A 26,189-nucleotide genomic window follows, 5' to 3' on the forward strand; every position below is an offset into this window, starting at 1 on the left:
GAATGAATAAATTTGGATTTATTTTATTTTTTTGTGATTTTGGCTAAAATTGCCCTATGAAAAAAATCACCTTCTTACGCGCTAATCCAAAAGCCCTTGGCGGGGCTGAAATTTATCTATCAAGGCTAGTTAATACCCTTAAAAACGAGGGCATTGAGTGCGAGATAAAAAGCCTAAAAATGCCAAAATTTATAAGCTCGTGGATAAAAGCACTCATCTATAATGCCTACGCAAAAATCACTAAAAAAGATAGCTTTTACTTCTCGCTTGAACGCATAAGTAGCGCCGATATTTACAGGGCTGGGGACGGGGTGCATAGGGTTTATATGAGCGAGAAAAAGAGCCGTCTAAACCCGCTAAATGCGGTCTATTGCTACCTTGAAAAGCGGTGCTTTAAAAACGCAAAAATGATAATTGCAAACTCAAATTTCGTAAAAAATCAAATCATAAACACATATAAAATTCCAAGTCAAAAGATAAAAGTCATCTATAACGGCGTAAAAATCCCAGATAATTTTGATAAAAATGAGAGCAAAAGGGCAGTTTGTGATGAAAATTTACCGCTTATTTTGTTTGTTGGTAGCGGATTTGAGCGAAAGGGCGTGGCAGAGTTTTTAGAGCTAATCTCACTCATTAAAGCCCCATTTAACGCCATAATCATCGGCAAAGACAAAAATGCAAAAAGCTACGAAGCAAAAGCAAATGAGCTAAATTTAAGCGCAAAAGTGCAGTTTTTAGGCGCAAAAAATGGTGTTAGCGACTATTACAAGGCGGCTGATATTTTTATTCTGCCAACTCGCTACGAGCCGTTTTCAAATGTCGTTTTAGAAGCACTTAGCTTTAAAAACGTGGTATTTACGACCGCACAAAATGGTGCGAGTGAGATTTTAGGTAGAGAGTTTGTGATGAAAAATCCAAGCGATAAGAGCATTTTAAACACGCTTGAAATTTTGCTTACAAACCCTGAAATTTTAAAAGCCCAGCAAGAAAAATCCTACCAAATCGCAACTAATTTTAGCATAGAAAAAAATGCAAAAGAGAGCTTAGAGCTTGTTAAAAGTGTTTTAAGATGAGAATTTTTATAGAGCTGCCTACTTGGCTTGGGGACTGCGTTATGGCGACCCCAGCGATTGAGAGTATCGCGCAAAAATACAAGAACGCTAGGTTTGTTTTTTTTGGCTCGTTTGTAAGCACACAGCTTCTTAAAACGCACGAGAATTGCGAATTTGTCGTCGTTGATGAGAGTAAAAAGGCAAAATTTCGCCTATTTTATCTATATAAAATGGCAAAAAATTTGGGGCAGTTTGACCTTGCTATTAGCTTTCGTAGCTCAATTTATAGCAAAATTTTAATTAATTTGCTTAGCAAAAACAGCTTTAAATTTCAAAAAACACAAGAGCAAAAACATCAGGTGCTAAAATATCTTGATTTTATAAAATTGGCTTTAAAGCTTGATAAGGTGTGCGATGATTTAAAGCTAAATTTCACGCCAAAACCGCTAAAAAACGCTATCGGATTAAACCCGGGCGCAACTTATGGGGCTGCAAAAAGGTGGTATCCAGAGTATTTTGCCAGTGTTGCAATGTCGCTTAGTGAGCGTGAATTTTTTATCTTTGGCGGTCAAAACGAGAGTGAAATTTGCACTAAAATCGCAGAAATTTTAAGCCAAAATGGGATTAAATTTACAAATCTTTGCGGACAAACTAGCATTAAAGAACTTTGCGAATATATCGGTGGTCTTGGGCTTTTTATCACAAATGATAGCGGTCCTATGCACATAGCAGCAGCCTTTAAAGTGCCTACAATAGCGCTCTTTGGTCCAACAAAATGGAGCGAGACCAGCCCTTGGGGTAATCCAAGAGCTAGGATTTTACGCTTAAATTTAGCCTGTATGCCTTGTATGAAGCGTGTTTGCCCCCTAAAAACGCACGAATGTATGAAAAATCTAACGCCAAAAATGGTGCTAGACGCAATAAAAAAGTGCGGATTTTAACGTAAATTTTTACAAATTTCTAGCGTGTTTTTTGCGTCATTTTCAGGCTCGGCAACCTTGTGGCTGTGGGCTAAAACGCCGTTTTTAAAAATCAAAGTCTGGCGAAAGTAAAACTCCTTGCCATCATCTGTTTTAAATGTTTTTAAACCAAGCTCATCTTTAAGTCTGAATTTTTCATCGCTAAAAAACTCAAAAGTGGCGTTTGTATCGGCTTTAAACTGCTCTTGCTCGGCTAACTTTTGTGAGCTTAAAGCGATGATTTTAAAGCCAAGTTTGTTAAACTCAGCTTGTAAATTTTCATAACCCTTAGTCTGTGCCGAACATCCAGTAAGCCCAGCCTTGTCCTTTAAAATTTGCGGTAAAAACTCGCCACTTTTACCCATTTTTGGATAGACAAATACCACAAAATCGCCCTGTTTTAAAATTTCTCTCATCTTTTATCCTTTAAAAAATATAGCAAAGATAGCACACTAAAACTAAAAAGTAGCATAATGCCAGAGTAAATTTGTGCTTTTTCGTAATCAAGCATCTCAACCGCTTCAAAAATGGCAATACTAGCTACTCTGGTTTGCTCGCCAACGCTACCGCCAATCATCAAAACTACACCAAACTCACCCATAGTATGAGCAAAACTAATCACAACAGCACTCATCAGGCTTGGCTTAATATTTGGCAGGGCTACAAAAAATAGGGTTGAAATTCTACCTTTACCTAGCGAATAACTGGCTTCAAAAAGGCTAGGGCGAAGGCTCTCAAAGCCCGATTTTAACGGAGCAAACATAAATGGCAGTGAGTAAATACAACTTGCTATGACAAGTCCAGTGAAGTTAAAAACCAAGCGAATATCAAAGGTGCTTTCTATAAATTTACCAAATGCCGAGTAGGGCGATAAAAACAGCAACAAATAAAAGCCCAAAACGCTTGGAGGCAAGACAAGTGGCAGTGAGATTATGGCTTCAAGGACGCTTTTAAATCTAAAATTGCAACGAGCCATAAAATAAGCAAGTGGCAACGTGATAAAAAATAGCAAAATGGTCGTAACTAGCGAGAGTTTTAGCGAGAGATAAAATGGGGTTAAATCAAGCATTTGCAACCTTAAATTATTTTTTGATATTTTATAACAAGCTTGATAAAAGGTGCTTTAAACGAGATAAATATAAAAAGATAATTTGGCGAGAGAGTGAGAGAATCGAACTCCCCACAAAGCGGTCAACCGCCCCGTCATCGGATTTGAAGTCCGCGAGTGCCACCAGATCACCTTACTCTCCAAAAGTTTGACATTATAACCTTTTTATCTGAATTTTAGTTCAAAGCGGTTAAAATTTTAAAAATTTTAGAAAAAAAGAAGCCGTTTTGAGATTTGTTTTGCTAGTTTTTTTGCTGTTTTTTACTGGTTGCGTGGCTCGTTTAACGCCGATTTCAAACGCAATAAATATCTATGATGCATACTCAATTTCAAGGGATCAGCGTGGAATTTACTCAATCACAAAAGATAAGATAATCCAAACTAAAATCCAGTCAAAAATTCTATTTGATAAGGATTTAAGCTTTATGGACATTGAGATTGAGAGCTTTTATGGCGATGTCTATTTAATCGGACTTGTTAAAGATAATGAGATGATAAAAAAGATAGTTCAGATCGCAAAAACGACTGACGGCGTTAAGAAAATTTACACATATTTAAAGATAAAAAAAGATGAGTATCCTTGCAACGGCTTTAATATCCTAGCAAATTTAAAGCGTGAGCTATTTAGCGATAGCAGTGTAGAAGGCACAAATGTGCGTGTGAGCGTGGTCGGCTGTGATGTGGTATTTAGCGGTGTGATAGCTGACGCTAAGCAAGAAGAGCACGCCATTTGGTATGCTAGACACACGCAGGGCGTGGCTGATGTTTATTCGTTTTTAAAAATTTTAGATTAATTTTAAAAATTTATTTTACTTGATAGCGAGTGCAAAAATAGGCTTTGACGTGCTTAATTTAACCAAATATGTTTTTAAAGCTGATAAAAATCTGTTTTTAGCCCCAAATTTTGCCACTTTTACCCATATTGATTAGCCTAAGTCCGATTTTATAAGTCTTTGTATCTTTTATTTTTAATGCCTCTTTGTAGTCTGGATACTCATTAAGCTTTGGATGATTTTTTGCTGGTTTTTCATTCTTGTGTAGAGCAGTTATGTAGCTTAATATAAATGGCATTTTGATGACGCCAAATGGACTTTTTTGGCAGTTTTGTATGGCAAAACCGAGTTTATATGAGAGATGATTTTTTATCCTATCTTTTGCCGTGCCAAATTCTAGATTAAATTTTAGCTTTTTAATCTCGTTTTTTAGGGCTAAATTTTCATCTTTTAAGGCTAGATTCTCACTTTCTAGTTTGGTTATTTTTAGCTGTTCTGGCGTTGGGGCTGGTTTTGTTATTGGCGTTAAAATTTGCTGTTTGCTTCTATTTATTAGCTCACTAAAATCCATTTTTTGTGCCTTAAATGGCGTGATTTGTTTGTTTGAGATTTTCTTTTCTAACTCGTCAAGGTAAAAATTTATATTTTTTTCAAGACTAATGCCATTAAAATCCGCAAAATGATACTCCCACCATTTTAACGCTAAAAGTCTTTTTATCGTGCTTTCATCAAATCTATACTTTAAAATTCTTGCTGGACTTCCACCAACGACGGCGTATGGTGGGACATCTTTTGTAACGATAGCGTTTTGTGCTACGACGCATCCAGTGTGAAGCGTGATACCAGGCTTAATAAGGGCATTTGTGCAAATATAAACGTCGTTTTCAAGGATGGTCGGTGTTGGTGGTGGGACTAGCTTGTTATGTGGGATAAATTCAAAACTTTTGCCGATTTTATTGATAGCACCATCTTTAAAAATGTAGAAATTTGGGTCATACGTAAAGCTTGATGTGCTGATTGTTTGAAGCGGATGTTTGGTAGCTATTAGGCTAAATCCGTTGGCAATAGAACAATATCTGCCAATTTTAATCTCAATGCTTGGGATGATAGCATTTGAGTAGCTAAAACTACCCATAGCACAGATATTTGTGCCTTTATTTATGGTTGAAAACTCCTCCATAAAACCATTTTGTGGGACGTTTATAATCTCATCATCTTTAAATCTTGAAATTTTGCCATTGGGATAGGTTAGTAAAACATTAAAATTTTCTAAATATTCTCTAACAAATTTATTTACTTTTATCTGCATTTATCGCTCCAAAAAAGGCGATAATATCAAAAAAAAAAAAAAATGAAATTAGAAAGAAAAATTAGTTTTAAAATTTATATTTAATTTAAATTTATTGCTTTGTTGGTAGCCATATCAAGCCGCTAACAAAGCAAAATTTTTATTTTATAGCCGAAGTTATCGTGCCTTTGTAGGTTTTTTCAATATAATCTTTTACGCTTTTTGACCCAAAAAATTTAGCGATTTTTTGATAGGTTTCACTCTTTTCATCCTCGCCTCTAACCGCTAAAATCATCACCGCTAATGGCTCATCGTCGCTTTCAAAAAATAGCCCAGTTTTTGCTACATCAAGCCCAGCACTATACACGTAATTCATCGTAATCACCGCTATATCAGCATCACTTAGTGAGCGTGGAAGCTGCGCGGCTTCTAGCTCTAAGAACTGCAAATTTTTTGGATTATTTTCAATATCACTTAGTGTTGCTTTAAAGCCAAGCCCTGCTTTTAGCGTGATTAGACCTGCTTTTTGTAGTAGCACCAAAGCCCTGCCTTCGTTTGTCGGGTCGTTTGGAATGGCTACGACGGCGTTTTGTGGCAAGTTATTAAGTGAGCTAAATTTATCGCTGTAAATTCCCATTCTCATTAGGATTGTGCGGCCGATATTTTTTAAATTTGTCTTACGCTGTGCGTTAAAGTTATTTAAAAACGGCTCATGCTGGTAGCTTACCATATCAAGTTCGCCGTCAGCTAGGCTCTGATTTGGCGTGATATAGTCGCTAAACTCAACGACTTTAATGTCAATGCCGTGATTTTTAGCCTCTCTTGCTACGGCTTCTACTACGTCAGCGTGAGGCCCAGCTGTGGCACCTATTTTTATCGTTTGTGTTTTATTCTCGCTAGAACAGCCCAAAATCATAGCCAAAAAAGCCACTAAAAATGCAAATTTTTTCATCTTTTATCCTTTAAATATGTGCTAATTATTAATCTTGGCATTAAAACAAGGGCTGATAAAAGCATAAGTCCCATAACAAGGTCGGTTAAAAGCCCAAAGTAAATGGTCGGGATAAAGTTGCTAGTCATCATCACGCTAAATCCAAGCACAATGCCAAAGGACGTGTAATACATAGCATAGCCGATACTTGCGTGGCTGTTTTGTATGCTTTTTATGACGCCATTTGTGCGTCTTTCTTGCAAAAATCGGTGCGTGTAGTGGATAATATCATCAACCCCAATGCCAAGGCTAATGGCTGCAATGGTAATACTCATCACATCAAGCGGTATGCCAAAAACACCCATAATGCCAAAAATCACGCAAAGTGGGACAAGGTTTGTCATAATTGCGATTGTTGCGATTTTTAAATCCCTAAAAATCAGGCAAAATAGCACAAAAAGCACCAAAACGCTAACGCCAAAGGTCTTAACCTGCGAGCTTACTAAATTTTGTAAAACATTATTATAAAGCACCATCATACCGGCGATTTGTATCTCTACGCCGTCATTTTGCGTTAAATTTTCAAGTCCGCTTTTTAGCTCTTTTAGAAATTTATCCCTACGCAAACGCTCATCGCTATCAACGACACGAAGCGAAAATCTAAGCTCATCATCGCTAACCATAACATAAGGGCTAAGCAAAATTTCTTTGTAATTTTCTGGTAGTTTCTCATACATAGCAGCTAGTAAAAAATCATCAACAACGCCGTTATTTAGCTCTTTTATGACCTTTATTAGAGTTGCTAGCGAGCTTACTTGACCTACGAAATTTTGCCCTGTTAGATAGTCGTGAATTTTCTCTGCTACACGCGTGTGATAGCTGTTAAACCAGTATTTGCTGTCGTTTTTATCGGCGTTAAACTCATCTTCAAACTCATCGCTAATTTCATCATTTTTCTCATCGGTTTTTTTAAATTTCACGATTATGTCAAGCGGGATTGTGCCACCAAGTTTATTATCAATAACCTCCATACCACGCCTAATTTCGGTATCTTTTTTAAAATATCCAATGAAGCTATTTTCAATTTTAATCTCCAAAATGCCGTAAATTCCAAATAAAACTAGAACAAACGAGGCGGTATAAATTAGCCTTTTGTCGTTTATGGCAAAATTTGCGCATTTTTTTGTAAAGCTAAATTTATCCTCAAAAGTGCGTTTTGGTGGGAGTTTTTTAAGCAGACAAACCACGCTTGAAAAGATGACAAACGCCAAAATAAGCGACACGCCAATGCCAGCACTCATCATCAGTCCAAGCATTGAAACTGGCTTAATATCGGCACTCATTAGCGAAATAAAGCCAATAATAGTCGTAAAAATCGCCCAAAAAGATGGACTCGCCTTATCAAGAAGCGTTAGATAAACGAGCTGTCGCTGCGAAAAATGCGGATATTTTATAAAAAATTCTCGGTAGCTAACGATTAAATGAATGACAACAGATATGCTAATAATTAGCACCAAAGAGATGAAATTTGATGAAATAACCGTGATCTCCCAGCCAAAAAAGCCAAAAAGCCCCATTGAAAAAAACACGCTTAAAACACAGATAAAAATCGGCAGCAAAATCCAGCGAACCTGCCTAAAAAATAGCCACAAACTAAGTGCTAAAAGCAGAGCCACGCTCACGCCATAAGTGCTAATGTCGCTTTTTACAAAGCCGACCATATCATCAGCGATCATCATCGCACCGCCCAAAAATAGGGCGTTTTCTTCGCTGTTAAACTTAGCAAGCGTGGCTTTTATAGCGTCTAAATTTTTATGCTCTTTAAGCCTAAGAGCGTCCCTGTAAGCCTTAAATTCGCTCTTTATTTCTTCAAGTTTTTTTACTGCTGTGGCGTTATTTTCAAGCGTTAAAAGGTGGTTTCTTTCATCTAAGAGCTGGTTAAAACGCTCATCAGTCTTTAAATTTAACACGATTGCGGTTGTTTTTAAATCTTTGCTGATTAAATTTTGGCTGTAAATCGGACTATTTTTTAGCTCATCTCGTGCTAAATTTTTATCAATATCAGCGTCTTTTAAGGTCGGCGTGTGATCAAGAATGGCTGAAATTCCGCCCTTTACACTCTTTAAAAGTGGGACGTTTAGGATAGAAATTACGTTATTTACAAGCTCGTTTTTGCCAAGCTCGCTGCTTAAATCATCTATGAATTTTAGGCTCTCATCGCTTAAAATATCGCCCTTTGGCGTGTAGGCTACGACTAAGAAATTTGGCGATTTGTAACGCTGTGAAATTTCGCGCCAAGTGGCTAAATCCTTGTCGTTTTCAATTAAAAGCGTTTCGCTAGAAGCGTCTATTTCAAGTCTAGTCGCCCAGTAGCCAAAAAATAGGCTTAAAAAAAGCAGGGCAGTTAGGATAAATTTTGGGTAGGCGACTAAAAATTTAAATATCTTTTTAAGCAAGTTAATTTTTCTCGTTTAGTTTTGCCATAAGTGTTGCAAAGTCCGCATTTTCAAGCATATCAGCAAACTGACTTCTATACGTTTGAATAATGCTAACGCCGATGATATCAATATCATAAATTAGCCAACCACGCTCTTTTGCATCATAAAATTTATAGACAAAATCGTAGGTTTTATCGCCACTAACTAGCTCTCCGCTTAAAAAATAGCGATTTTTTTGTGGCTCGGTGGCGTTTTTGATGATGATTTTTTCGCCAGAGTAGCTTTTGATTTTATCAATGTAAGAATTTTTAAGTCTTATCTCAAACGCCTTGCTAAACTGCTCTTGCTCGCTTTGGCTTAGGTTGTTAAAGCGTTTTGCTAGGCTGATTTTTGCCATTTGTTTGTAGTCAAAAAGTGGGTCAAAAATCGCAAAAAGGCGGTTTAATTTTGCATTTTCATCTAAATTTTTGTCATCTAAAAGCGTTAAGGCCTCGTTTGTCTTGCTCTCTACAACGCCCTTTATTTCGTCTTTGTTAATGCCAAAAGCAAACGAAAATAGCATTAAAATCGCTAAAAAAATTCTCATTACTACTCCTTAATAAGTCGCTCACGCCTTTGTTCGTAGGCGTCACGTAAAAATGGATACAAATCAACAGCGTCTTTTTTTAAATTTTTATACATATCTGGATTAAGCGAGAGTTTATTGCCCTCTTCGTAGCTTTTTAGGGCTAGTTCGGCTGATGTTGGATCAACGTAACTTAGCGGTTTTGCAAAGTAATCTCCGCTCATACCGACAAGATCCCTTAAATTTGAAGGTCCAAAAAATGGTAAAACTATGTGAAATCCGCTCCCAACGCCCCAATATCCAAGCGTCTGCCCCAAATCTTCATCGTGGCGTGGTATGTTGTAATATTTTGTTGCAACGTCGCTAATGCCTGCAAATCCGACAATTGTATTTGCAATAAAACGAAGCGTCTCATCGCCAGCGGCTCTAAATTTTAGCTGTAAAAGGTTGTTAATTAGCCTAACTGGGTATAAAAGATTATCAAAAAAATTGCCAACGGCACTTCTGCCCTCTTCTGGCATAACGTATCTATAACCACTCACAACGGGGTCTAGGACATTTTTAAACATAAAATCGTTAAAACTTGTCATCGCTCTATTGTAGCCACTAAGTGGGTCAAAAACCTCGCTCGTGCTTTTAAACTCGCTCTCAAATTCATCACTCTCATCGGCTGTTTGCGTGGCAAAAGTGAGTGAAAATGCAAGCAGTAAAACGGATAAAAATTTCATCTAGTCCTCATAAAATAAAAGCCTGATTTTATCTTTTTTAAACTTAAAAAATTTAAAATTTTAAGGATTTTTATATATATAATTTATTATACTTTACAAAATTATTTTTAAACACGATGCGATTTTAAGGGGAGAAAATGAAGGCTGATGTAAATTTAGAGCTATTTTTAGGGAGTGGCGTAATGGTGCTAAAAAAGCACATTGAGCTTTTAAAGGCGGTTGATGAGACAAAAAGCATTACAAAAGCGGCACAGGCTGTTGGGATTTCGTATAAAAATGCGTGGGATAGCCTTGATATTTTAAACAACAAGAGCGACCTACCACTCATTTCAAGGGCTAGTGGCAATAAAAAAAATAGTGGCTCAGAACTAACTCAATACGGCAAAAAAATGATAGAAATTTATGAGAATTTACTGCAAAATCAGCGTGAATTTTTAAACAAAATGTGCGTGGATTTAGAAATTTCAACAGATCAAATTGTAAATTTTTCACGACTCGGACTTAATTTAAGTGCTAGAAACCAGCTAAACTGCGAGATTGTAGCCATTAAATCGGGTGCTGTTAGCTCAACAATTAGTGCAAAATTAAACAACGGCAAAATTTTAAACGCAACAATCACACTTGAAAGCGAAAAATCGCTAAATTTAGCCGTTGGCAAAAGGGTTGTTTTTATCTTTAAAGCCCCTGCTGTAATGCTCTCAAATTTTAGCGATGAGCTAAAAATCAGCGAAGAAAACGAGCTTTCTTGCGAGGTCATCTCGGTAAAAGTAGGTGCTGTAAATGCCGAGGTCGTGCTATCTTTAAACGAAAATCAAACGATAAGTTCAATCATCACAAAAGAGAGCGTGATGAGCCTAAAAATCGGTGTTGGTGATAGATTAAAAGCGATAGTAAAATCATCTGATATCATTATAGGAGTTTAAATGAAAAAGGCGTTTTTTGCACTAGCAGTTAGTGCGGTTTTGGCTTTTGGTGGCGATGTTGTCGTATTTGCAGCGGCAAACACGACTTATGCATTTTCTAAATTGATTAAAAAATTTAATCAAACAAATCCGGATACAAAAATCAGCCTAAGTCTTGGTGCTAGCGGTGGGCTTACCACGCAAATTCAAAACGGCGCACCAGCAGATATTTTTATGGCAGCTGATATGGGTTTTACACAAAAGGTCTATGATGCTGGATTTGCAGTGACTAGCCCAGTTATTTACGCACAGGGCGCACTTGCGATTTTTAGCATTAGGGACGTTAGGCTTGATGAGAATTTAAGCGAACTTGTGGGCTTAAAGTCAATCTCAATTGCAAATCCAACAACAGCACCTTATGGCAAGGCAAGCATTGAGGCGTTAAAAAATGCAAATTTATTTGAAAAAGTAGAAAAAAACATAGTCTATACACAAAAAATTTCAGAGACACTCTCACAAGCTCTAAGTGCTGCTGATGTCGGTTTTATCGCTGGTAGTGCGTTGTTTGATGAGAAAATGGCAAAGTATAAATTGGGCAAAAATTACGTTTTTGTAAATCCAGCGCTTTACACGCCAATTGACCAAGGTATCGTGCTTTTAAAAAGAGCAGAAAATAACGCTGAGGCAAGGGCGTTTTACGATTTTATTTTAAGCGATAACGCAAAGGCGATTTTTAGAGAATTTGGATACAACACACCAAAATGATAAGGGCAAAAGTCAGCGAAATTTCAAGCTCAAACTACGTAAGCCACGTGCGTTTTAGGCTTGACGAGATTAGTTTTTCAATGCTTAGTCTTGAAAATTTAAGCCTAAATGTCGGCGATGAGGTGATTTTAGGCTTTAAAAGCTCAGATGTTAGCATCGCTACTTCTAAACTAGCCGATTTTTCGGTGCAAAACGCATTAGAGTGCAAGATAAAAGCCCTAAAAATGGGTAAAATTTTAACGACGATTTTGCTAGATTTTAGGGGTTTTGAGTTTGAGAGTTTAATCTCAACAAGCTCGGCAAAAGCTCTAAATTTAGCACCAAACCAGCAGGTTTTTGCCTACATTAAATCCACTTCAATTTTTATAAGTGAAATTTTATGATTGAGGTTTGCGTGAAAAAAGAGCTAAATGGCTCGGCTGGTAGGTTTTTGCTTGACGTTGATTTTAGGATAAATCGTGGCGATTTTGTCTGTATTTACGGCAAAAGTGGCAGCGGTAAAACCACGATTTTACGGCTACTTGCTGGGTTTGAAAGGGCTAGTAGCGGATTTATAAAAGTCGGCGATAAATTTTTTTGTAACGAGAAATTTTCACTTGCCCCACAAAGGCGAAATATTGGATTTTTGTTTCAAGATTATGCCCTTTTTGATAATATGAACGTGTTAAAAAACCTGCTTTTTGCCAAAAATGATAGCCGTTTGGCAGATAAATTTCTTGACATTATGGATTTAAATGCACTTAAAAATGCCAAAATTTCTGAGCTTTCAGGCGGTCAAAAACAGCGTGTGGCACTAGCTAGGGCTTTGATGAGAAGCCCTGAAATTCTGCTTCTTGATGAGCCGTTAAGTGCGGTTGATCTTAGTATGAGAGAGCGTTTGCAAGATTATTTACTTAAAATTCACACCGAGCTAAAAATCACGACAATCATCGTAAGCCACGATATTAGCGAGATTTATAAGTTAGCTTCGCTTGTTTTTGTGCTAAATGAGGGCAAAATTTCTGATATTGCCACGCCAAAGGAGCTGTTTTTAAAACAGCGTGGCTCGCAAAAACTGGCATTTAACGCCAAAATTTTAGAATTAACGCAAGATGATGGCGTTTTTATCGCTCTTGTTTTGGTATCAAATCAGCTTTGCAAGGTCGTTTTAAGTAGCATTGAAGCTAGAAATTTCAAGGTCGGCGACGAGGTCATTTTAAGCACTAAGGCGTTTGGGGTTAGTATTAGTTAAAAAATAATTAAAATTTTTATATAATTAGCAAACAAAGGGGCAAGAATGTTAATTAATAGAGATTTTGAGATTTCATCGTGCGATGATTACGAGTTAAAAATCAGGCGAGATTCGCTTTTGAAATTTCGCATAACTCACGATGATACTAGGCAGATTAAGGCACTTTTATTTATCACGCCGGGGCTTGGCGGGGACGCTGATAGTAACTACAAAGATAATCTAGCCGGTTTTGTCGCTTCAAACTACGATGTGGGCGTTGTTAGCGTTAATTATCACTGCATTGGCAATCGCCCGCAAGTTGGCGCTGGTATCGCTTTTGATGAGTTTGATTGTAAAATTTTAAAACAAAGGTGCGATGAGGTTGGCATTTGGCTTGATGAGCGAATTTTTAGTGCGTTAAACGACCCAGTAAATGCAAAAAATCTGCTCTTTTATCTTGATGAGGAGCTTAGCATTAAAAAGCGTCAAAATGCCCTAAATGACGACTTTTTGTTAAGAATTTCAATGTCGGTTTATCCAACAAACGGCGAGTATCAAAATTTTGGCGTAATGCAAGGACTTGACCTTTTAAACGCCCTGCTTTTTATCAGAAAAAATGTCAATTTTAGCCAAAATGGGGGGGGGTGCGGCGAAATTCCAGCCGTGCTTTTAGGTAGCTCTCACGGCGCTTATGTTTCGTATATGGCTGCTAAAATGGCTCCGTGGCTAGTTAGTGGTGTGATTGATAATAGTGCTTATGCGGTTTTGCCGTGGCAGAGCATTGGTTTTGGCAAGGAGATTGATTACATTAAGTATCCGTGTGCGGCGTTAAAGGGGAATTTTAATCACATTATGGGCTATTTTTTTGATAAAACCCACTGGACGCTAAATCCAAAATCGCCCCATTATTTTAGCGAATCGGCTGAGAAAATCAGGGATATTTACGAGCCAGAACACCTAAAAGAGATGGCAAAATATAATAAACCAATTTTTGTCAGCTATCACTGCAATAACGATTTTATCGCACCTTTTGAGCATAAGGTGGCACTTTTTAATGAGCTTAAAAATCTTGGCTATGACGCCACGCTTTACGCAATTACCGATGAAAATCAAGTTGATGGTAAATTCATAAAAAAGCTAGAACACGGGATGGATATGTCTTTAAAAACATTAATTAAACGTGAATTAAACAAAATGCTTGATAAAATCAGCCAAAATACCCAAAATAAAAGGCAAATTAGCTATAAAAGTGCAGGTAAAATTTATAAATTTTATGAACAAAATGATAAAATTTTACTAGATTTAATCTAGCTTTTTTATCACTTTTGCTGGGACGCCACCAACGATTACGTTTGGTGCTACGTCGCTATTTACGACCGCTCCGGCTGCGATTATGGCGTTATCGCCGATTGTTACGCCGGGTAAAATTGTCGCATTTGCACCAATCCAAACGTTGTTACCAATTGTAACAGGCTTTGCGATTGCGGTGTGTTTTAGTCGTGAATTTGGCGAAGTTGGGTGGGTTACGCTTGTGATTATCACATTTGGTGCTATCATACAATCGTTACCAATCGTAACACTTGCGACGTCTAGGATCGTAACATTATAATTTGATAAAAAATTATCGCCAACGCTGATATTTAAGCCATAATCGCAGTAAAATGGCTGGGCTACGCTCGGATTTTTACCGACCTTGCCAAAAAGCTTTTTTAACGCCTTTTTATAAGCCTTTTTATCGCTCGCGTCGGTTTTGTTAAACTTCGCACAAAGCCCAACGGCACGTGCTTTTCTAGCTGCCACGCCACAATCGTAAAAGCAAAATTCCAAGCCATTTTCTAGCTTATCAACCTCTGTCATCTTAACTCCTTTGCCATAAAATTTTTGTGCCAAAACCAAGTGTGTTGTCTGTAAATTTTATACTTTTTAATAAAATTTTATAAATTTTAGCATTCATTGATTTGGCAAAAACAAAGCGTTTAAAATAATTTTCTACATCTTCTGCCACGCTTATTGTGCCGTTAAACTGAACGCCTCTAATTTTACCAACAATTAGCGTATTTAAGGCGATCGTGCCTGAAATTTCAGGGCGATTTTTTATCGCTTTAATATGCTCTGTGCTCTCATCGCTTGCGATAAAAAGTGAAATTTCATCGCTATTAAATGCGTAAAATGCACTAAATGCGTGCGGTGTGCCATCATCTTTGATGACGCAAATTGAGGCTAAATGCTCTTTTTTTATAAATTTTAAAATTCTCTCATCAAGCATTTAAAAACTCTTTTAAAAAGCTTGAAATTTCAGCGAAATTTAGCCATAAAATCGCCGTTAAAATCAGCCAAAAAGCACTTAAAAAAATTTGGATTAGTAAAAATTTAGAGCTAAAATTTCTAAAAATCATCATCGCAAAAAGTGAGCCAAAAATTCCACCAATTAGCGAAAAGTAATGGATTGAGTTTTCTTTTACAAAATTTGGCAATAACGCCTTAAAATAGAGCGAAAGCATAATAAAACTAAGCAAATTTGCTAGGCAAAAATAGAAAAAAACGACTGGAATTTGTGTGTAAAATCTATTTAAAATAAAGCTTAAAATCGTGATAAAAAATAGCAAAAAGACCCGAATGCCAAAGCAACACATAGCTAACCTTTAAAATTTTTGCGATTTTAGCCTAAAAACTCTTAAAAATTTGCCGATTTGGCAAAAATCAAAGGAGAAAAAATGCAAACAAATCTTTACTCAAATCAGAATTTTAGCAACCTTGACTTTTCATTTAAAACAAGCAGCGGCGATAAGATAAATCTTTCAATGTATAACAACACAAGCATTGAATATGCAAGTGCCAAAACGCAAAATTCAAGCATTCAAACGCTAACTCTAACCCAAGAATACGGCTATAACTTCTTATACGAGGGCAACGGACTTGATAAAAATGATATTGACGAGATTAACAAAGCCTTAAAAGAGATACAGCCAAAAATTGATGATTTTATGAAAAATATAAACGAGGGTAAAAACTACACAAATCCAGAAATTTCAAACCTAGCAAACAGCCTAAAATCGGCACTGCCAGAGCCAAAAGACCTAAATCACGCAAACGCTATAAACGACGGAGTTTTAAAGATGTTTGACAAGCTTTTAGAACAAAACAAAGCTGGTCGGGAGCTACTTTTAAAGACAAATAAATTGTTTGAAAATTTCTTAAATCAGACAAACAAATTTTCACTTTATGTGTAAGCCAAAAATGGCTTACTCTACTTCTGCTTTGATCTGCTCGTTTGATTTTACGACCATACCAGAGCCGTGAATCACGCTAGGCACACAGCTCGTGCAAATATCAACCTCTTCGCCATTTTTGTGAGCGCGGATAAAAACGGCGTTGCTATCTTCGCTACTTTTTAGCCCGCAGACATTACAAACTACTAAATTTTGATCTCTCATAACTATCTCCTTAAAAAATTTCGGCAATTATACAAAAAGCTTTAAAATTTGCGATGATTTATATCAATAAATAAGAAAATTTTGATAAAATCACTCAAAAATTTAAGGGAGTAATGATGAGAGATAGGGATTTGATTTTTGATATGCTAAAAATGCAACAAAGCCTAAACGATGAGACAAACGGAGCTGGCTGGGAGAATGGATATACAAATAAAAATAAGCTAATTAGCTGGCGAAGGTGCATTTATATGGAGTGTGCCGAGCTTATTGATAGCTTTGCTTGGAAGCATTGGAAAAATATCACAGCACCGACTGATGAGCAAAATTTACGCATTGAGGTCGTTGATATTTGGCACTTTGTGATGAGCTTAATGCTTGAAAAATACCACGTAAATGGGCTTGGCGGACTTGAAAAACTAGCCGATGATATAAGCGTAGCAAGTGGATTTGCCGAGTTTTGCAAAGAGCCGTTTGATGTGGCAAACGAGAGCATTTATGAGATTATGAATGATATTGAGATGATGATAAATCGTTGCAGTGGCTTTGAGTATGAAATTTTTGATATTTTAAAAATTTACTTCACCTTAGCCCTAAAATGTGGCGTGAATTTACACTCGCTTTATGAGTGCTATATCGCTAAAAACGTCCTAAATCGCTTTCGCCAAGATAATGGCTATAAAGAGGGCGAGTATAAAAAAATCTGGGCTGGACGTGAAGATAACGCCGTGATGAGCGAGATTTTAAGCAGGGGCATTAGGGGCGTTGATGAGATTTATGCTGCCCTAGAAGCGGAGTATGAAAGGGCGTGATAGAGATTTTTAGGCTAAGTATTGCTGATTTTTGGAGCAAAAAATTTATATATTTAGCGATTTTGCCACTATTTTTTAGCATTTTTATGCTTAGCCTTGCTCTTTTTTTGGGTGCAAAACCAGCCGTTTTAGCCATTTTTGATGCCATAAATGGCTATTTTGGCGAGTATGAGATAGTTAAATTTTTAATGCAAAATGAGCTTTTTAACTGGCTAATAAACGCCTTTGTTTATGCCTTTGGGGCGTATTTGGTCGTGATTTTAAGCGTCTTTTTTGCACTCTTTGTGGCTGGGTTTTTAACGCCGATTGTGGTAAATGAGATAAATAAACGCCACTACAAAATCATCCTAAAAAACGACGTTTCGCTTGTTTTTATCACAAAAATAATGGTTGTTGAGATTTTAAAATTTCTTGGCATTTTATTAGTTTGTCTGCCACTTTTATTTGTGCCAGTTTTGCACTTTTTTGTTGGCATTATCCCGTTTTTTTATATCTATTATAAATTTTTATTAGTTGATGTTGCGTCAAATATTTTGGGTAAAACTAAATTTGAACTTTGCTTGATTGAAGGTGGCGGAGTCGGGTTTGTTTTATCTTCGTTTGCTTTTTATTTGGTATCGCTTTTGCCGATTGTTGGGCTGTTTTTTCAGCTCTTTTTTGTCATATTTTTGACGCATTTGGTGTTTAGGCGGTATTTAAAATTTTAAGCCAAATTTGGCTAAAATCGCAAAAATTTTAAACTAAGGTCGGTTTTATGAGAGGTTATAAGATTTTTTCTGGCAATGCAAATGTTGAGTTTGCAAGGCGTGTGGCTCAGTATCTTTCGCTCCCGCTTAGCGAGGCGATTATTAAGAGTTTTAGTGATGGCGAGATAAGCGTGCAAGTAGGCGAGAGTGTGCGTGGCAAGGACGTTTTTGTCGTTCAGCCGACCTGTGCGCCAGCGAATGTAAATTTAATGGAGCTTTTGATTTTAACAGACGCCTTAAAGCGAAGCAGTGCTAGTTCTATCACAGCTGTGGTGCCGTATTTTGGTTACGCTAGGCAGGATAGAAAGGCAGCCCCAAGAGTGCCAATAACGGCAAAATTAGTCGCAAATATGATGCAAACGGCTGGGATTGATAGGGTTATTACTATGGATTTACACGCTGGGCAAATTCAGGGTTTTTTTGATATCCCAGTAGATAACCTTTATGGCAGTATCGTTTTTACAGATTATGTTAGGTCAAAGCACCTTGCAAATCCGATAGTGGCAAGTCCGGATGTAGGCGGAGTGGCTAGGGCTAGGGCTTTGGCTAAGAATTTAGGGCTTGATATGGTTATTGTTGATAAACGCCGTGAAAAGGCAAACGAGAGTGAAGTGATGAATGTTATTGGCGACGTAAATGGCAAGGACGTGATTTTGGTTGATGATATGATTGACACGGCTGGGACGATTGTAAAAGCGGCTAAAATTTTCAAAGAAAAGGGCGCAACAAGCGTGATTGCATTTTGTACGCACCCAGTTTTAAGCGGTGCTGCTTATGAAAATTTAGCAAAAGGCTATCTTGATGAGCTTATCGTAACCGATACGATACCGCTAAAACAGGAGCTAGGTTGCATTAAGGTTTTAAGCGTGGCTTCGCTTTTTGGCGAGGTTATTAGGCGAGTTTATCACAATGAGAGTGTAAATTCACTATTTTAAATCCGAGTAGTTTGCACCTTGCAAACTACATTTTTACCTAAATTTTAACTAAAAAAACTATAATAACGCCTACAATTTAAAAAATAAGGAATTTTATGTATTTATTTACTTCTGAGGTCGTAAGCCCGGGTCACCCTGATAAGTGTGCTGATATTATTGCTGATAGCATTGTTGATACGATTTTAATGCAAGATTCAAACGCAAGGATAGCAAGTGAGGTCTTTTTAGCCGGTAAAAATATAATCATCGGTGGCGAGATAAACTCAAAGGTCAAGCTATCTTTTGGCGATTACGCTAAGATTGTTGAGAGTGCTTTATTTCACATTGGCTATAAAGGTTTGCCATATTTTACAAAAGAGCAGTGCTTGCACCCTGAGGACATTGAGGTTAAGGTCTGTATAAATCAGCAAAGTCCAGATATAAATCAGGGCGTAGATCAAAAAGATGGCGAGATAGGTGCTGGCGATCAGGGCATTATGTTTGGTTTTGCTAGTTCTGAGGCGAAGGAATTTATGCCAGCTGCCATTACTTATGCTAGAATGCTTTGCGATAAGGTTTATAAATTTGCAAAAGCAAATCCAGATAAGCTTGGCGTGGATATTAAAACGCAAGTTACGATTGATTATGGCACAAAAGAGAATTTTGAAAACTGCCATCCGCAGAGCATTCACACCATAGTCGTTTCAGCCCCAAGCGTGCAGAGTATGGATATTGCGACGCTTAGAGCACTCATTCAGGATCTAATTGACGATGCCGGACTGCCTAAAAATTTATACAACAAAGATAAAACCATAATCTACATAAACCCAACTGGTAGATATGTAAATCACAGCTCACTTCACGATAGTGGGCTAACTGGCAGAAAATTAATCGTAGATAGCTTTGGCGGATACGCTCCAATCGGCGGTGGCGCTCAAAGCTCAAAGGACTACACAAAGGTAGATAGAAGCGGACTTTATGCTGCAAGGTATATCGCTAAAAATATCGTAGCAGCCGGACTTGCTAAAAAGTGCATAGTCCAGCTAAGCTACGCAATCGGCGTGGCTAGACCGACATCAGTTAGCGTTGATACGATGGGGACGCAAGTTAGCGGGATTGATGATGATATGCTCTCAAAATTTGTAATGGATAAATTCCCGCTCACGCCAAAGTGGATAACGCAAAAATTCGGACTTGACAAGCCGAGCAAAGATACATTTTTATACGCAAAAGTAGCAGCTCTTGGACAAGTTGGCAATGCAAAATATCCGTGGGAGAAGCTTGATAGCGTTGAAATTTTCAAATCGCTTTTAAAATAAATATAATCCCTATTTTTAGGGATTATTCAAATAATAGCTTTTGTTTTTGTGTGAATTTCTTGTGCATTCCGCGTGCCTTTTTTTCTGAAAAGGTTTCCGCTACAAAGTGTAATTTTTTTTCATCGTCTATGATTTTTAGTTCATTTTGAGAATTTTCTAGCCTAGTTTTTGCTTGCTGTAGATATGTCTCTGAAATATCTATGCCTATAAATTTATGTCCTAAAAGTTTGGCTGCAACTAATGTTGTTCCGCTACCGCAATATGGGTCTATAACAACACCATTATTTTCTAAAATACTATAAATGCACCTTGTAGGGAGTGTTAGTGGAAATGGTGCTGGGTGTGGATTTTTGCCTTCTGGTCTAATGCGCCAAATAGAGGTCATCAGTGCGTGTTTTGAAAGTAATTCTTTGCCGATTAAATCTTTTTTATCTTTTGGTTTATGTAGCCAAAAAATACGCTCTTCAATTTGCCAAAAACGCCAACCTCTTATGTTTGCAGCAATTGCTCTATCCCAAATTATCTCTTGTCTTATGTTCCATTTACTTTTTGATATCCAAGCGTAAGGATGTAGCATAATGCCTTTTTCCCAGCGAACTTTATGGTTATAAAAAAAGCTTCCACCCGGTTTTATAATTCTATAAAGCTCATTTAAGACTAAGATTTGTTCTTCTTGGTAGATATTTTCTGGTTTTTTATCTGTTACGTTTGCATATTTTATGTTACTAACAAGCCAACCTTTTTTATTTTCTTGTTTGTTGTATGGTGGCGAGGTAACACCCATATCTACGCTATCATCGGCTAATTTTTTAAGCTCATCTAATGTGTTTCCCAAAATTAGCATAAATCAGCCTTTTGATATAAGAAATCAAATAAAATTTTATCAATATACTCTTTATTTGCATTTAAAACTTCTTTGCTTTGGTTAAAAATAATTTTTATATCTGCGTTTTGATAGTTTTTAAATGAAAAACTGGCACTTCTAAGATAATATCCGCTAACATCTCCATTCGGGAATTTTTTATTTAGTTGTTTTTCTAGATTATTGGTAAAGTTTTGGTCGTTAAAGCTAAATTCCAGCAGATAAATTAACTGACCATCTATAAAACCACTAGTGAGCATATTTAAATTTGAGTTTTTATCTTTTAAAAATCTAGCCCAAGTGTAATCTGTAAAATTTCCGCCACCATTAAGCTTTGAAGGTGCATTTTTTCTTAAACCATTTTTGTATTCTAAAAAATCAGAAGTTTGTAAATTTTTTGGCTTTGCTTCGCAGTTTATAGCTTTATCTGCTGTGATTTGTTTAAAGCCATTAAAGTCTATTTTTTTAGTATTGTGCGTGTATCCGGCTAAGCTAACTGTTAGAAATTCACGTATAGTTGAGCTGTTTTTATCGTTTATATATATTGTTAAAAGGTCACTAAAAAGTGCAATCAGGCTGTCTTTTGATAGCCCTAATAAAGCTGATGAGAAGTCTATATGCGTTTTTGTTGAGTAAATTTTAATGATTTCTTGTAAATTCTTATTCATTGTTATCCTACAAAATTAAAGATACAATTTTAGCCAAAAGAGCTTAAAATTTTTTCTAAAACCCAAACACAAATGCCAAAATGCAAACAGCAAGTGAGATAGGCACGTAGATGAAGCGACCGATTTGATACCAAGTATCGCCCATTTTGCTCTTTGCACCGGTGTTTATCTCGTCTAAAATTTCATCTTTACGCATTACCCAAAACCACGAAATCGCACCTAAAACCGCACCGACTGGGATTATGTAGTTTGCCACAAAATCCATCCACGGCCCCCATTTTTGGATATTCTCCATTGTGATGCCAACCCCAAAACAGATGATACAGAGCAAAATTAGCACGTTTTTGCGTTTGAAATTTGGGAATTTATGTATCATTGACTCAGCGACCACTTCAAGCATATTTTGAAGCGAAGTGATACCGCCAAAAACGACAGCGGTAAATAAAACAATGGCAAAAATTTGTCCGCCGGGCATTTGTTGAAGCACCTTTGGTAGCGTCTCAAAAAGCAGTCCGGGGCCAGCATTTGGGCTAATGCCAAAGGCAAAAACGGCTGGGATAATCACAAGTGCTGCAATAAGTGCCGCTAGCGTGTCAAAAAATGCCGTTTTTTTAGCACTATCAACGATATCTTCTTTTTTTGAAAGATACGCCCCATAAACAATCATACCAGAGCCGGTAATTGAGAGCGAGAAAAACGCCTGACCCATAGCGCTAACCCAAACCATAGGTTCGGCTAACTTGCTAAAATCAGGGATAAATAAAAATTCATAACCCTTTTGTGTGCCATCAAAAAAGGCAACTCTAATGGCTAAAATCGCAAATAAAATAAAAAATAGTGGCATCATTATTTTATTCGTTTTTTCAATGCTTTTTGCACCAAAAAGTAGCGTTAAAAGTGTGCCTACGATGATGATAGCGTGAAAAGGCACGACAGAGTAGGGCTTAAAGGCAAATGAGCCAAACCAAGTGGCAGTATCTACGCTCATTAAAGAGCCGTCAATCGCCCAAAATAGGGCTTTTAGCACGTATGAGATGATGACAGCGTAGCCAATTGCTATACACATTGACCCGGCCAGTGGCAAGTAGCCCATAATTTTGCCGATTTTATTAAAGCCACGTGAGCTCCAAGCGTATTCGTAAGAGCCGAGTGTGCCAGTTTTTGCCCTTCTGCCAATAGCATATTCAGCCGAAAGACCCACGTAGGCAAAAAGAGCGATGAAAAAAACGTAAATTAGCAAAAATGCGCCGCCGCCGTTTGTGCCTAGCTTGTATGGGAAGCCCCAGACGTTTGCCATACCGACTGCTGAGCCGACAGAAGCGATGATAAAAGCCCAGCCAGATGAGAAAGAGTGTTTTGCCATTTGTAATCCATTTAATTAAAATTTTCGTTAGATTATACTTAATAAAACTTATGTTTAGCAAATTTAAGAGAAAAAATTTAAACTACTTGGCTAAAATTGCCACTTTTAAACGAAAGGTTACGTATGAATTTATCCCTTAAAAAGCTAACTTTGCCTATTTTTATTGATATGCTTTTGCACTTTTTGACACTAATTATCAACACCTATATGGTTACAAAGGTAAGCATTCATCTTGTCGGTGCTATGGGTGCTGGCAATCAAGTAATGGATCTTTTTATGACTATTTTTAGCTTTTTAAGCGTTGGGTGTTCTATCGTGGTCGCTCAGGCACTGGGTGCAAAAAATCAGCACTTAGCAAAACGTGCAATACACGCAAGTATCGCATTTAACACACTTCTTGGCGTTAGCTCGGCACTTTTTATCTACTTTTTTGGCGAGGAGATTTTAGAGCTTTTAAATGTGCCAAGTGAGCTTAGAAGCGACAGCTTTAACTACCTTCACATTCTTGGCTGGGCGTTGTGTTTTGACGGCATCGGTATGGTTATGGCTGCGATTTTAAGGGTTTATAACAGAGCTACGGCTGTGATGTGCGTGTCGCTTTTGATGAATTTAATCACGCTTTTTGGCAATGCCATTGTGCTTTTTGGCTGGTTTGGGCTGCCAAATTTTGGGCTAATTGGGGTTGCGTTTTCTACTATGATAGGGCGATTTGTTGGGCTAATCGTGCTATTTTTTATGATAAAACACCTTGCAAAAGTTCAAATTTACCTTAAACGGCTACTTAGCCTACCACTTGATATTTTGCGTAAAATTTTACACGTCGGTCTGCCAAGTGCTGGCGAAAATCTGCTTTGGATGGCTCAATATATGGTCGCATTTAGCTTTGTTGCCTCAATGGGCGAGGCGTCCTTGTCGGTGCAGACTATCTACTTTCAAATTTCGCTTTTAATTATGCTTTGTGGGGCAAGTATCAGCGTGGCAAACGAGGTCATCGTTGGGCATTTGGTGGGCGCAAGGGAGTTTGAGAGTGCTTACAAAAGAGCCTTTGACGCCCTAAAATACGGCGTTATCGCCACTACTGTGGTCGTGCTTGTGGTCTATTTTAGTAGAAATTTAATCGTCTTTGAGCTTGGTTTAAGTAGCGAGCTAAAAGAGATAATGCTGCCACTTTTTGCTCTTTCAATCGTTCTTGAAATCGGCAGGACGTTTAATATCGTAATAGTAAATGCCCTTCGTGCAAGTGGCGACGCTAGGTATCCGCTGATGACTGGCATCGCCTTTATGTGGGGGCTTAGCCTGCCACTTGGCTACTTTTTAGGCATTCATCTTGGTTATGGGATTATTGGCGTTTGGATTGGATTTTGTGCTGATGAGTGGGTTAGGGGGCTTGTAAATACTTGGCGTTGGAGAAGCAGAAAATGGCAGTCAAAACGGCTAGTTTAAGCTTTCTTGACTATAAAATCAGGGTAAATTTCAGGCGTGGTGTTAAAAATTTTCGCCTAAAAGTAGATGTTAGGGGCGAAATTTCGCTTACTTTGCCCTTTTATGCCACGCAAAAAGTGGCGTTTGAGTTTTTAGAAAAACACGCTTTGTGGCTTAAAAATACTCGTGAGAAAATTTTAAAAAATCAGCTAAAAGATGATGAAATTAGCTATCTTGGTAAAATTTACAAGCTAAAATTTAGCAAAAGTCTAAATGAAATTTTAATAAAAGATGATGAAATTTTGGCTAAAAGTTTAGATGCTTGGGAGAGATTTAGGCGTGAAAAGGCTAGTGAAATTTTTAATATTTATATCCAAAAATTCCTGCCATTTGTTAGAAAAAATATAAGCCACGTTACGATTAGAAGTATGAAAACTCGCTGGGGGAGCTGTAACACAAAAAAGGGCTATATAAATTTAAATCTAAATTTAATAGAAAAGAAACAAGAGCTAATTGAATATGTGGTTTTACACGAGCTAACTCACCTAATTTATGCAAATCATAAGCGTGAATTTTATGATTTTATCGCTAAAATTATGCCCGATTTTAAAGAGCGAGAAAGGGCATTAAACGCCAAAATTTAGCCCTTTATATCATAAATTTTTGAAATTTTATGATAGTAAAACGCCCCAATGAAAAACGCAACGCCCATAAGTGCTGTAATCGCCCAAAGTGCAATGCCATTTTTAAACAAAAAGCCAATAAAAAGTGAAGTGAGAGTGCTAAACGCAAGAAAAATCATATCGTTATAAGCGATAACTCGTCCGTAAAATTTCTCATCGCAGTTTTGTAAAATCAGCGTGTAAGTGAAGCTCCAAAGCGTTGATGTGAAAAATCCAGCGCAAAACATACCGATAAATCCGCTGTAAAAATTAAACTGCAAAATCGCCCAAATAATGATGCCAAGCCCCTGAAAAACGTAGAAGTAGCTTAAATTTTCTTTTGTGATAAAACGGCTTAAAATCGCAGGTGCTATCATCAAAGCCACTGCTCTTGAAGCGTTTGTAAGTCCGATAACAAGCGAAACAGAAAGTAAATGAGCGTATTTATAATCAGCCAAAAGCGCGATGAGAGCGTCATAAGCGGTAATACCAACAAAGGCGTGAAGCACGAGCAGGTGCAAGATTAGCCTATGTTTTTTGATGTAGTTTAGCCCCTCTTTTAGCATAGTTATTGCCTTTTGTGGGGCGTTTTTAACAAGGCTAGGCACCTTTAAACCAAACAAAAAGTAAAAGCCAACAAGATATAAACAAAAATCAAATAAAAATGCCATTTTTATCCCAAAAAAGTGGATAAAAATCCCAGCCAAACCCATACCAGCCGAATATGCGACTGCCCAGATGATTGAGTGGATTTCGTTAGCTAGTTTTAGCTCGTTTTCGTTTAAAATTTTTGGTAGCAGGCTCATTTCGGCTTGAAAATATATCGTTCCAACGCCCATACGAATGAAAATCAGCGTCAAAAGTAGCCACAAAAGCGAGAGGCTGTCAATAAAAAGTAGCATTAAAACCGAGATGGCTTCAACCAGCGTCATCGTCAAAAGCATTGGTTTTGGGCTAAATTTATCTATTAAAATCCCGCTAAATGGGGCTAAAATAATGCCCGGCAAAAACGCCATCGCCGCACTTATCGTAATAACCCAAATGGGGGCATTAAGCTTGATAAGTAGCGTAAAAATGCCTGTGTGAGAGAACCAAGCAGCAAAGTAGCAGATGAGCTGAACTATGCTGATGATACGAAAATTTCTATCTTTTTTAAGTAGTAAAATGTATTTTTGCAAGTAAAATCCTATAATTTTTAGCGAAGTTTAGTTTTTCTAGCCTTATATTTTGATAAGTTTTTGCATTTTGTTTTGGTTTAGCAAAGGTTTTGA

Annotated in this window: 30 protein-coding genes and 1 tRNA gene; 15 read left to right on the forward strand and 16 right to left on the reverse strand. The window is 37.3% G+C overall.

The window, feature by feature from the left end:
* Window positions 1-56: 56 nt before the first annotated feature.
* Complete coding sequence (locus NYG85_RS01315) at window positions 57-1,073, forward strand: glycosyltransferase family 4 protein (protein ID WP_284936538.1); 1,017 nt, start codon at window positions 57-59, stop codon at window positions 1,071-1,073.
* Window positions 1,070-1,993, forward strand: a complete 924-nt coding sequence (gene waaF, locus NYG85_RS01320; protein WP_284936539.1) for a lipopolysaccharide heptosyltransferase II — start codon at window positions 1,070-1,072, stop codon at window positions 1,991-1,993. The genes NYG85_RS01315 and waaF overlap by 4 nt, the downstream gene beginning before the upstream one ends.
* Here waaF and NYG85_RS01325 read toward each other — a convergent pair.
* From NYG85_RS01325 to NYG85_RS01335, 3 genes are all read right to left on the reverse strand, one after another.
* Complete coding sequence (locus NYG85_RS01325; RefSeq protein ID WP_284936540.1) at window positions 1,990-2,427, reverse strand: redoxin family protein; 438 nt, start codon at window positions 2,425-2,427, stop codon at window positions 1,990-1,992. The genes waaF and NYG85_RS01325 overlap by 4 nt on opposite strands.
* Complete coding sequence (gene modB / locus NYG85_RS01330) at window positions 2,424-3,080, reverse strand: molybdate ABC transporter permease subunit (protein ID WP_284936541.1); 657 nt, start codon at window positions 3,078-3,080, stop codon at window positions 2,424-2,426. The genes NYG85_RS01325 and modB overlap by 4 nt, the downstream gene beginning before the upstream one ends.
* Before the next feature lie 83 nt (window positions 3,081-3,163).
* Window positions 3,164-3,261: transfer RNA gene (locus tag NYG85_RS01335), tRNA-Sec, on the reverse strand.
* A gap of 85 nt (window positions 3,262-3,346) precedes the next feature.
* Here NYG85_RS01335 and NYG85_RS01340 point away from each other — a divergent pair.
* Window positions 3,347-3,913, forward strand: coding sequence for a BON domain-containing protein (locus NYG85_RS01340; protein WP_284936543.1), 567 nt, complete (start codon window positions 3,347-3,349; stop codon window positions 3,911-3,913).
* A 97-nt stretch (window positions 3,914-4,010) separates the two neighbouring features.
* Here NYG85_RS01340 and NYG85_RS01345 read toward each other — a convergent pair whose 3' ends face one another.
* From NYG85_RS01345 to NYG85_RS01365, 5 genes are all read right to left on the reverse strand, one after another.
* The gene (locus NYG85_RS01345; protein WP_284936544.1) at window positions 4,011-5,201 is read right to left on the reverse strand and encodes a DUF8374 domain-containing protein; all 1,191 of its coding nucleotides are present in this window, start codon (window positions 5,199-5,201) and stop codon (window positions 4,011-4,013) included.
* 139 nt (window positions 5,202-5,340) lie between these two features.
* A complete protein-coding gene (locus NYG85_RS01350) occupies window positions 5,341-6,132 on the reverse strand; it encodes a MetQ/NlpA family ABC transporter substrate-binding protein (protein ID WP_284936545.1) in 792 nt (263 codons plus the stop codon).
* Window positions 6,129-8,567: an efflux RND transporter permease subunit gene (locus NYG85_RS01355; protein WP_284936546.1), complete on the reverse strand. Its 2,439-nt coding sequence runs from the start codon at window positions 8,565-8,567 to the stop codon at window positions 6,129-6,131. Before NYG85_RS01355 ends, NYG85_RS01350 begins: the two co-directional genes overlap by 4 nt.
* A 1-nt stretch (window position 8,568) precedes the next feature.
* Entirely contained in the window at window positions 8,569-9,135 is a 567-nt protein-coding gene (locus NYG85_RS01360; RefSeq protein ID WP_284936547.1) for an MlaC/ttg2D family ABC transporter substrate-binding protein, read from the reverse strand.
* A 2-nt stretch (window positions 9,136-9,137) separates the two neighbouring features.
* On the reverse strand, window positions 9,138-9,842 hold the full coding sequence (locus NYG85_RS01365) for an MlaA family lipoprotein (protein ID WP_284936548.1): 705 nt from the start codon (window positions 9,840-9,842) through the stop codon (window positions 9,138-9,140).
* Window positions 9,843-9,979: 137 nt separating this feature from the next.
* Here NYG85_RS01365 and NYG85_RS01370 point away from each other — a divergent pair, with 137 nt between their 5' ends.
* From NYG85_RS01370 to NYG85_RS01390, 5 genes are read left to right on the forward strand one after another with little or no spacing between them, the layout of a single operon-like run.
* Window positions 9,980-10,765: a TOBE domain-containing protein gene (locus NYG85_RS01370; protein ID WP_284936550.1), complete on the forward strand. Its 786-nt coding sequence runs from the start codon at window positions 9,980-9,982 to the stop codon at window positions 10,763-10,765.
* Window positions 10,766-11,509 carry a molybdate ABC transporter substrate-binding protein gene (gene modA, locus NYG85_RS01375; protein ID WP_284936551.1) on the forward strand — a complete coding sequence of 248 codons (744 nt, stop codon included), beginning with the start codon at window positions 10,766-10,768 and terminating at the stop codon, window positions 11,507-11,509.
* Complete coding sequence (locus NYG85_RS01380; RefSeq protein ID WP_284936552.1) at window positions 11,506-11,892, forward strand: TOBE domain-containing protein; 387 nt, start codon at window positions 11,506-11,508, stop codon at window positions 11,890-11,892. Before modA ends, NYG85_RS01380 begins: the two co-directional genes overlap by 4 nt.
* Window positions 11,889-12,740, forward strand: coding sequence for an ABC transporter ATP-binding protein (locus NYG85_RS01385; RefSeq protein ID WP_284936553.1), 852 nt, complete (start codon window positions 11,889-11,891; stop codon window positions 12,738-12,740). The genes NYG85_RS01380 and NYG85_RS01385 overlap by 4 nt, the downstream gene beginning before the upstream one ends.
* A 45-nt stretch (window positions 12,741-12,785) precedes the next feature.
* Window positions 12,786-14,030: a DUF2920 family protein gene (locus NYG85_RS01390; protein WP_284936554.1), complete on the forward strand. Its 1,245-nt coding sequence runs from the start codon at window positions 12,786-12,788 to the stop codon at window positions 14,028-14,030.
* On the opposite strand, the gene NYG85_RS01395 is transcribed toward NYG85_RS01390, so the two are convergent.
* Genes NYG85_RS01395 through NYG85_RS01405 form a run of 3 tightly spaced genes read right to left on the reverse strand, consistent with a single transcriptional unit; the run spans window position 14,022 to window position 15,352 of the window.
* Window positions 14,022-14,576, reverse strand: a complete 555-nt coding sequence (locus NYG85_RS01395) for a sugar O-acetyltransferase (RefSeq protein ID WP_284936555.1) — start codon at window positions 14,574-14,576, stop codon at window positions 14,022-14,024. The genes NYG85_RS01390 and NYG85_RS01395 overlap by 9 nt on opposite strands.
* 1 nt (window position 14,577) lies before the next feature.
* Entirely contained in the window at window positions 14,578-14,985 is a 408-nt protein-coding gene (locus NYG85_RS01400) for a pyridoxamine 5'-phosphate oxidase family protein (RefSeq protein WP_284936556.1), read from the reverse strand.
* The gene (locus NYG85_RS01405) at window positions 14,978-15,352 is read right to left on the reverse strand and encodes an L-arabinose ABC transporter (RefSeq protein ID WP_284936557.1); all 375 of its coding nucleotides are present in this window, start codon (window positions 15,350-15,352) and stop codon (window positions 14,978-14,980) included. Before NYG85_RS01405 ends, NYG85_RS01400 begins: the two co-directional genes overlap by 8 nt.
* An 81-nt stretch (window positions 15,353-15,433) precedes the next feature.
* Between NYG85_RS01405 and NYG85_RS01410 the strand changes: the two genes are divergently transcribed.
* Window positions 15,434-15,949, forward strand: a complete 516-nt coding sequence (locus NYG85_RS01410) for an ATP/GTP-binding protein (RefSeq protein ID WP_284936558.1) — start codon at window positions 15,434-15,436, stop codon at window positions 15,947-15,949.
* Window positions 15,950-15,961: 12 nt separating this feature from the next.
* Here the strand turns inward: NYG85_RS01410 and NYG85_RS01415 are convergent, their stop codons facing one another.
* Window positions 15,962-16,153, reverse strand: a complete 192-nt coding sequence (locus tag NYG85_RS01415; protein WP_284936559.1) for a hypothetical protein — start codon at window positions 16,151-16,153, stop codon at window positions 15,962-15,964.
* 116 nt (window positions 16,154-16,269) lie between these two features.
* On the opposite strand from NYG85_RS01415, the gene dut reads away from it, so the two are divergent.
* The 4 genes from dut (at window position 16,270) to metK (ending at window position 19,941) form a co-directional block, all read left to right on the forward strand.
* Complete coding sequence (dut, locus tag NYG85_RS01420; RefSeq protein WP_284936560.1) at window positions 16,270-16,962, forward strand: dUTPase; 693 nt, start codon at window positions 16,270-16,272, stop codon at window positions 16,960-16,962.
* Window positions 16,959-17,669, forward strand: coding sequence for an EI24 domain-containing protein (locus NYG85_RS01425; protein WP_284936562.1), 711 nt, complete (start codon window positions 16,959-16,961; stop codon window positions 17,667-17,669). The genes dut and NYG85_RS01425 overlap by 4 nt, the downstream gene beginning before the upstream one ends.
* A gap of 47 nt (window positions 17,670-17,716) precedes the next feature.
* The gene (locus NYG85_RS01430; protein ID WP_284936563.1) at window positions 17,717-18,643 is read left to right on the forward strand and encodes a ribose-phosphate pyrophosphokinase; all 927 of its coding nucleotides are present in this window, start codon (window positions 17,717-17,719) and stop codon (window positions 18,641-18,643) included.
* 95 nt (window positions 18,644-18,738) lie between these two features.
* Window positions 18,739-19,941, forward strand: a complete 1,203-nt coding sequence (metK, locus tag NYG85_RS01435; RefSeq protein ID WP_284936564.1) for a methionine adenosyltransferase — start codon at window positions 18,739-18,741, stop codon at window positions 19,939-19,941.
* 22 nt (window positions 19,942-19,963) lie between these two features.
* Here the strand turns inward: metK and NYG85_RS01440 are convergent, their stop codons facing one another.
* From NYG85_RS01440 to NYG85_RS01450, 3 genes are read right to left on the reverse strand one after another with little or no spacing between them, the layout of a single operon-like run.
* Complete coding sequence (locus tag NYG85_RS01440) at window positions 19,964-20,785, reverse strand: DNA-methyltransferase (protein ID WP_284936566.1); 822 nt, start codon at window positions 20,783-20,785, stop codon at window positions 19,964-19,966.
* Window positions 20,779-21,471, reverse strand: a complete 693-nt coding sequence (locus NYG85_RS01445) for a hypothetical protein (RefSeq protein WP_284936567.1) — start codon at window positions 21,469-21,471, stop codon at window positions 20,779-20,781. The genes NYG85_RS01440 and NYG85_RS01445 overlap by 7 nt, the downstream gene beginning before the upstream one ends.
* Window positions 21,472-21,526: 55 nt before the next feature.
* Window positions 21,527-22,834 carry a sodium-dependent transporter gene (locus NYG85_RS01450; RefSeq protein WP_284936568.1) on the reverse strand — a complete coding sequence of 436 codons (1,308 nt, stop codon included), beginning with the start codon at window positions 22,832-22,834 and terminating at the stop codon, window positions 21,527-21,529.
* 123 nt (window positions 22,835-22,957) lie between these two features.
* Between NYG85_RS01450 and NYG85_RS01455 the strand changes: the two genes are divergently transcribed.
* Together NYG85_RS01455 and NYG85_RS01460 are read left to right on the forward strand one after the other, a co-directional pair.
* Entirely contained in the window at window positions 22,958-24,277 is a 1,320-nt protein-coding gene (locus NYG85_RS01455; protein WP_284936569.1) for an MATE family efflux transporter, read from the forward strand.
* Entirely contained in the window at window positions 24,253-24,900 is a 648-nt protein-coding gene (locus tag NYG85_RS01460) for a M48 family metallopeptidase (RefSeq protein WP_284936570.1), read from the forward strand. Before NYG85_RS01455 ends, NYG85_RS01460 begins: the two co-directional genes overlap by 25 nt.
* On the opposite strand, the gene NYG85_RS01465 is transcribed toward NYG85_RS01460, so the two are convergent.
* Window positions 24,897-26,096, reverse strand: coding sequence for an MFS transporter (locus tag NYG85_RS01465; protein WP_284936572.1), 1,200 nt, complete (start codon window positions 26,094-26,096; stop codon window positions 24,897-24,899). The two genes, NYG85_RS01460 and NYG85_RS01465, sit on opposite strands and share 4 nt — an antisense overlap.
* Between the last annotated feature and the right edge of the window lie 93 nt (window positions 26,097-26,189).

The organism is Campylobacter gastrosuis (assembly GCF_030249845.1).
Taxonomy (GTDB): domain Bacteria; phylum Campylobacterota; class Campylobacteria; order Campylobacterales; family Campylobacteraceae; genus Campylobacter_A; species Campylobacter_A gastrosuis.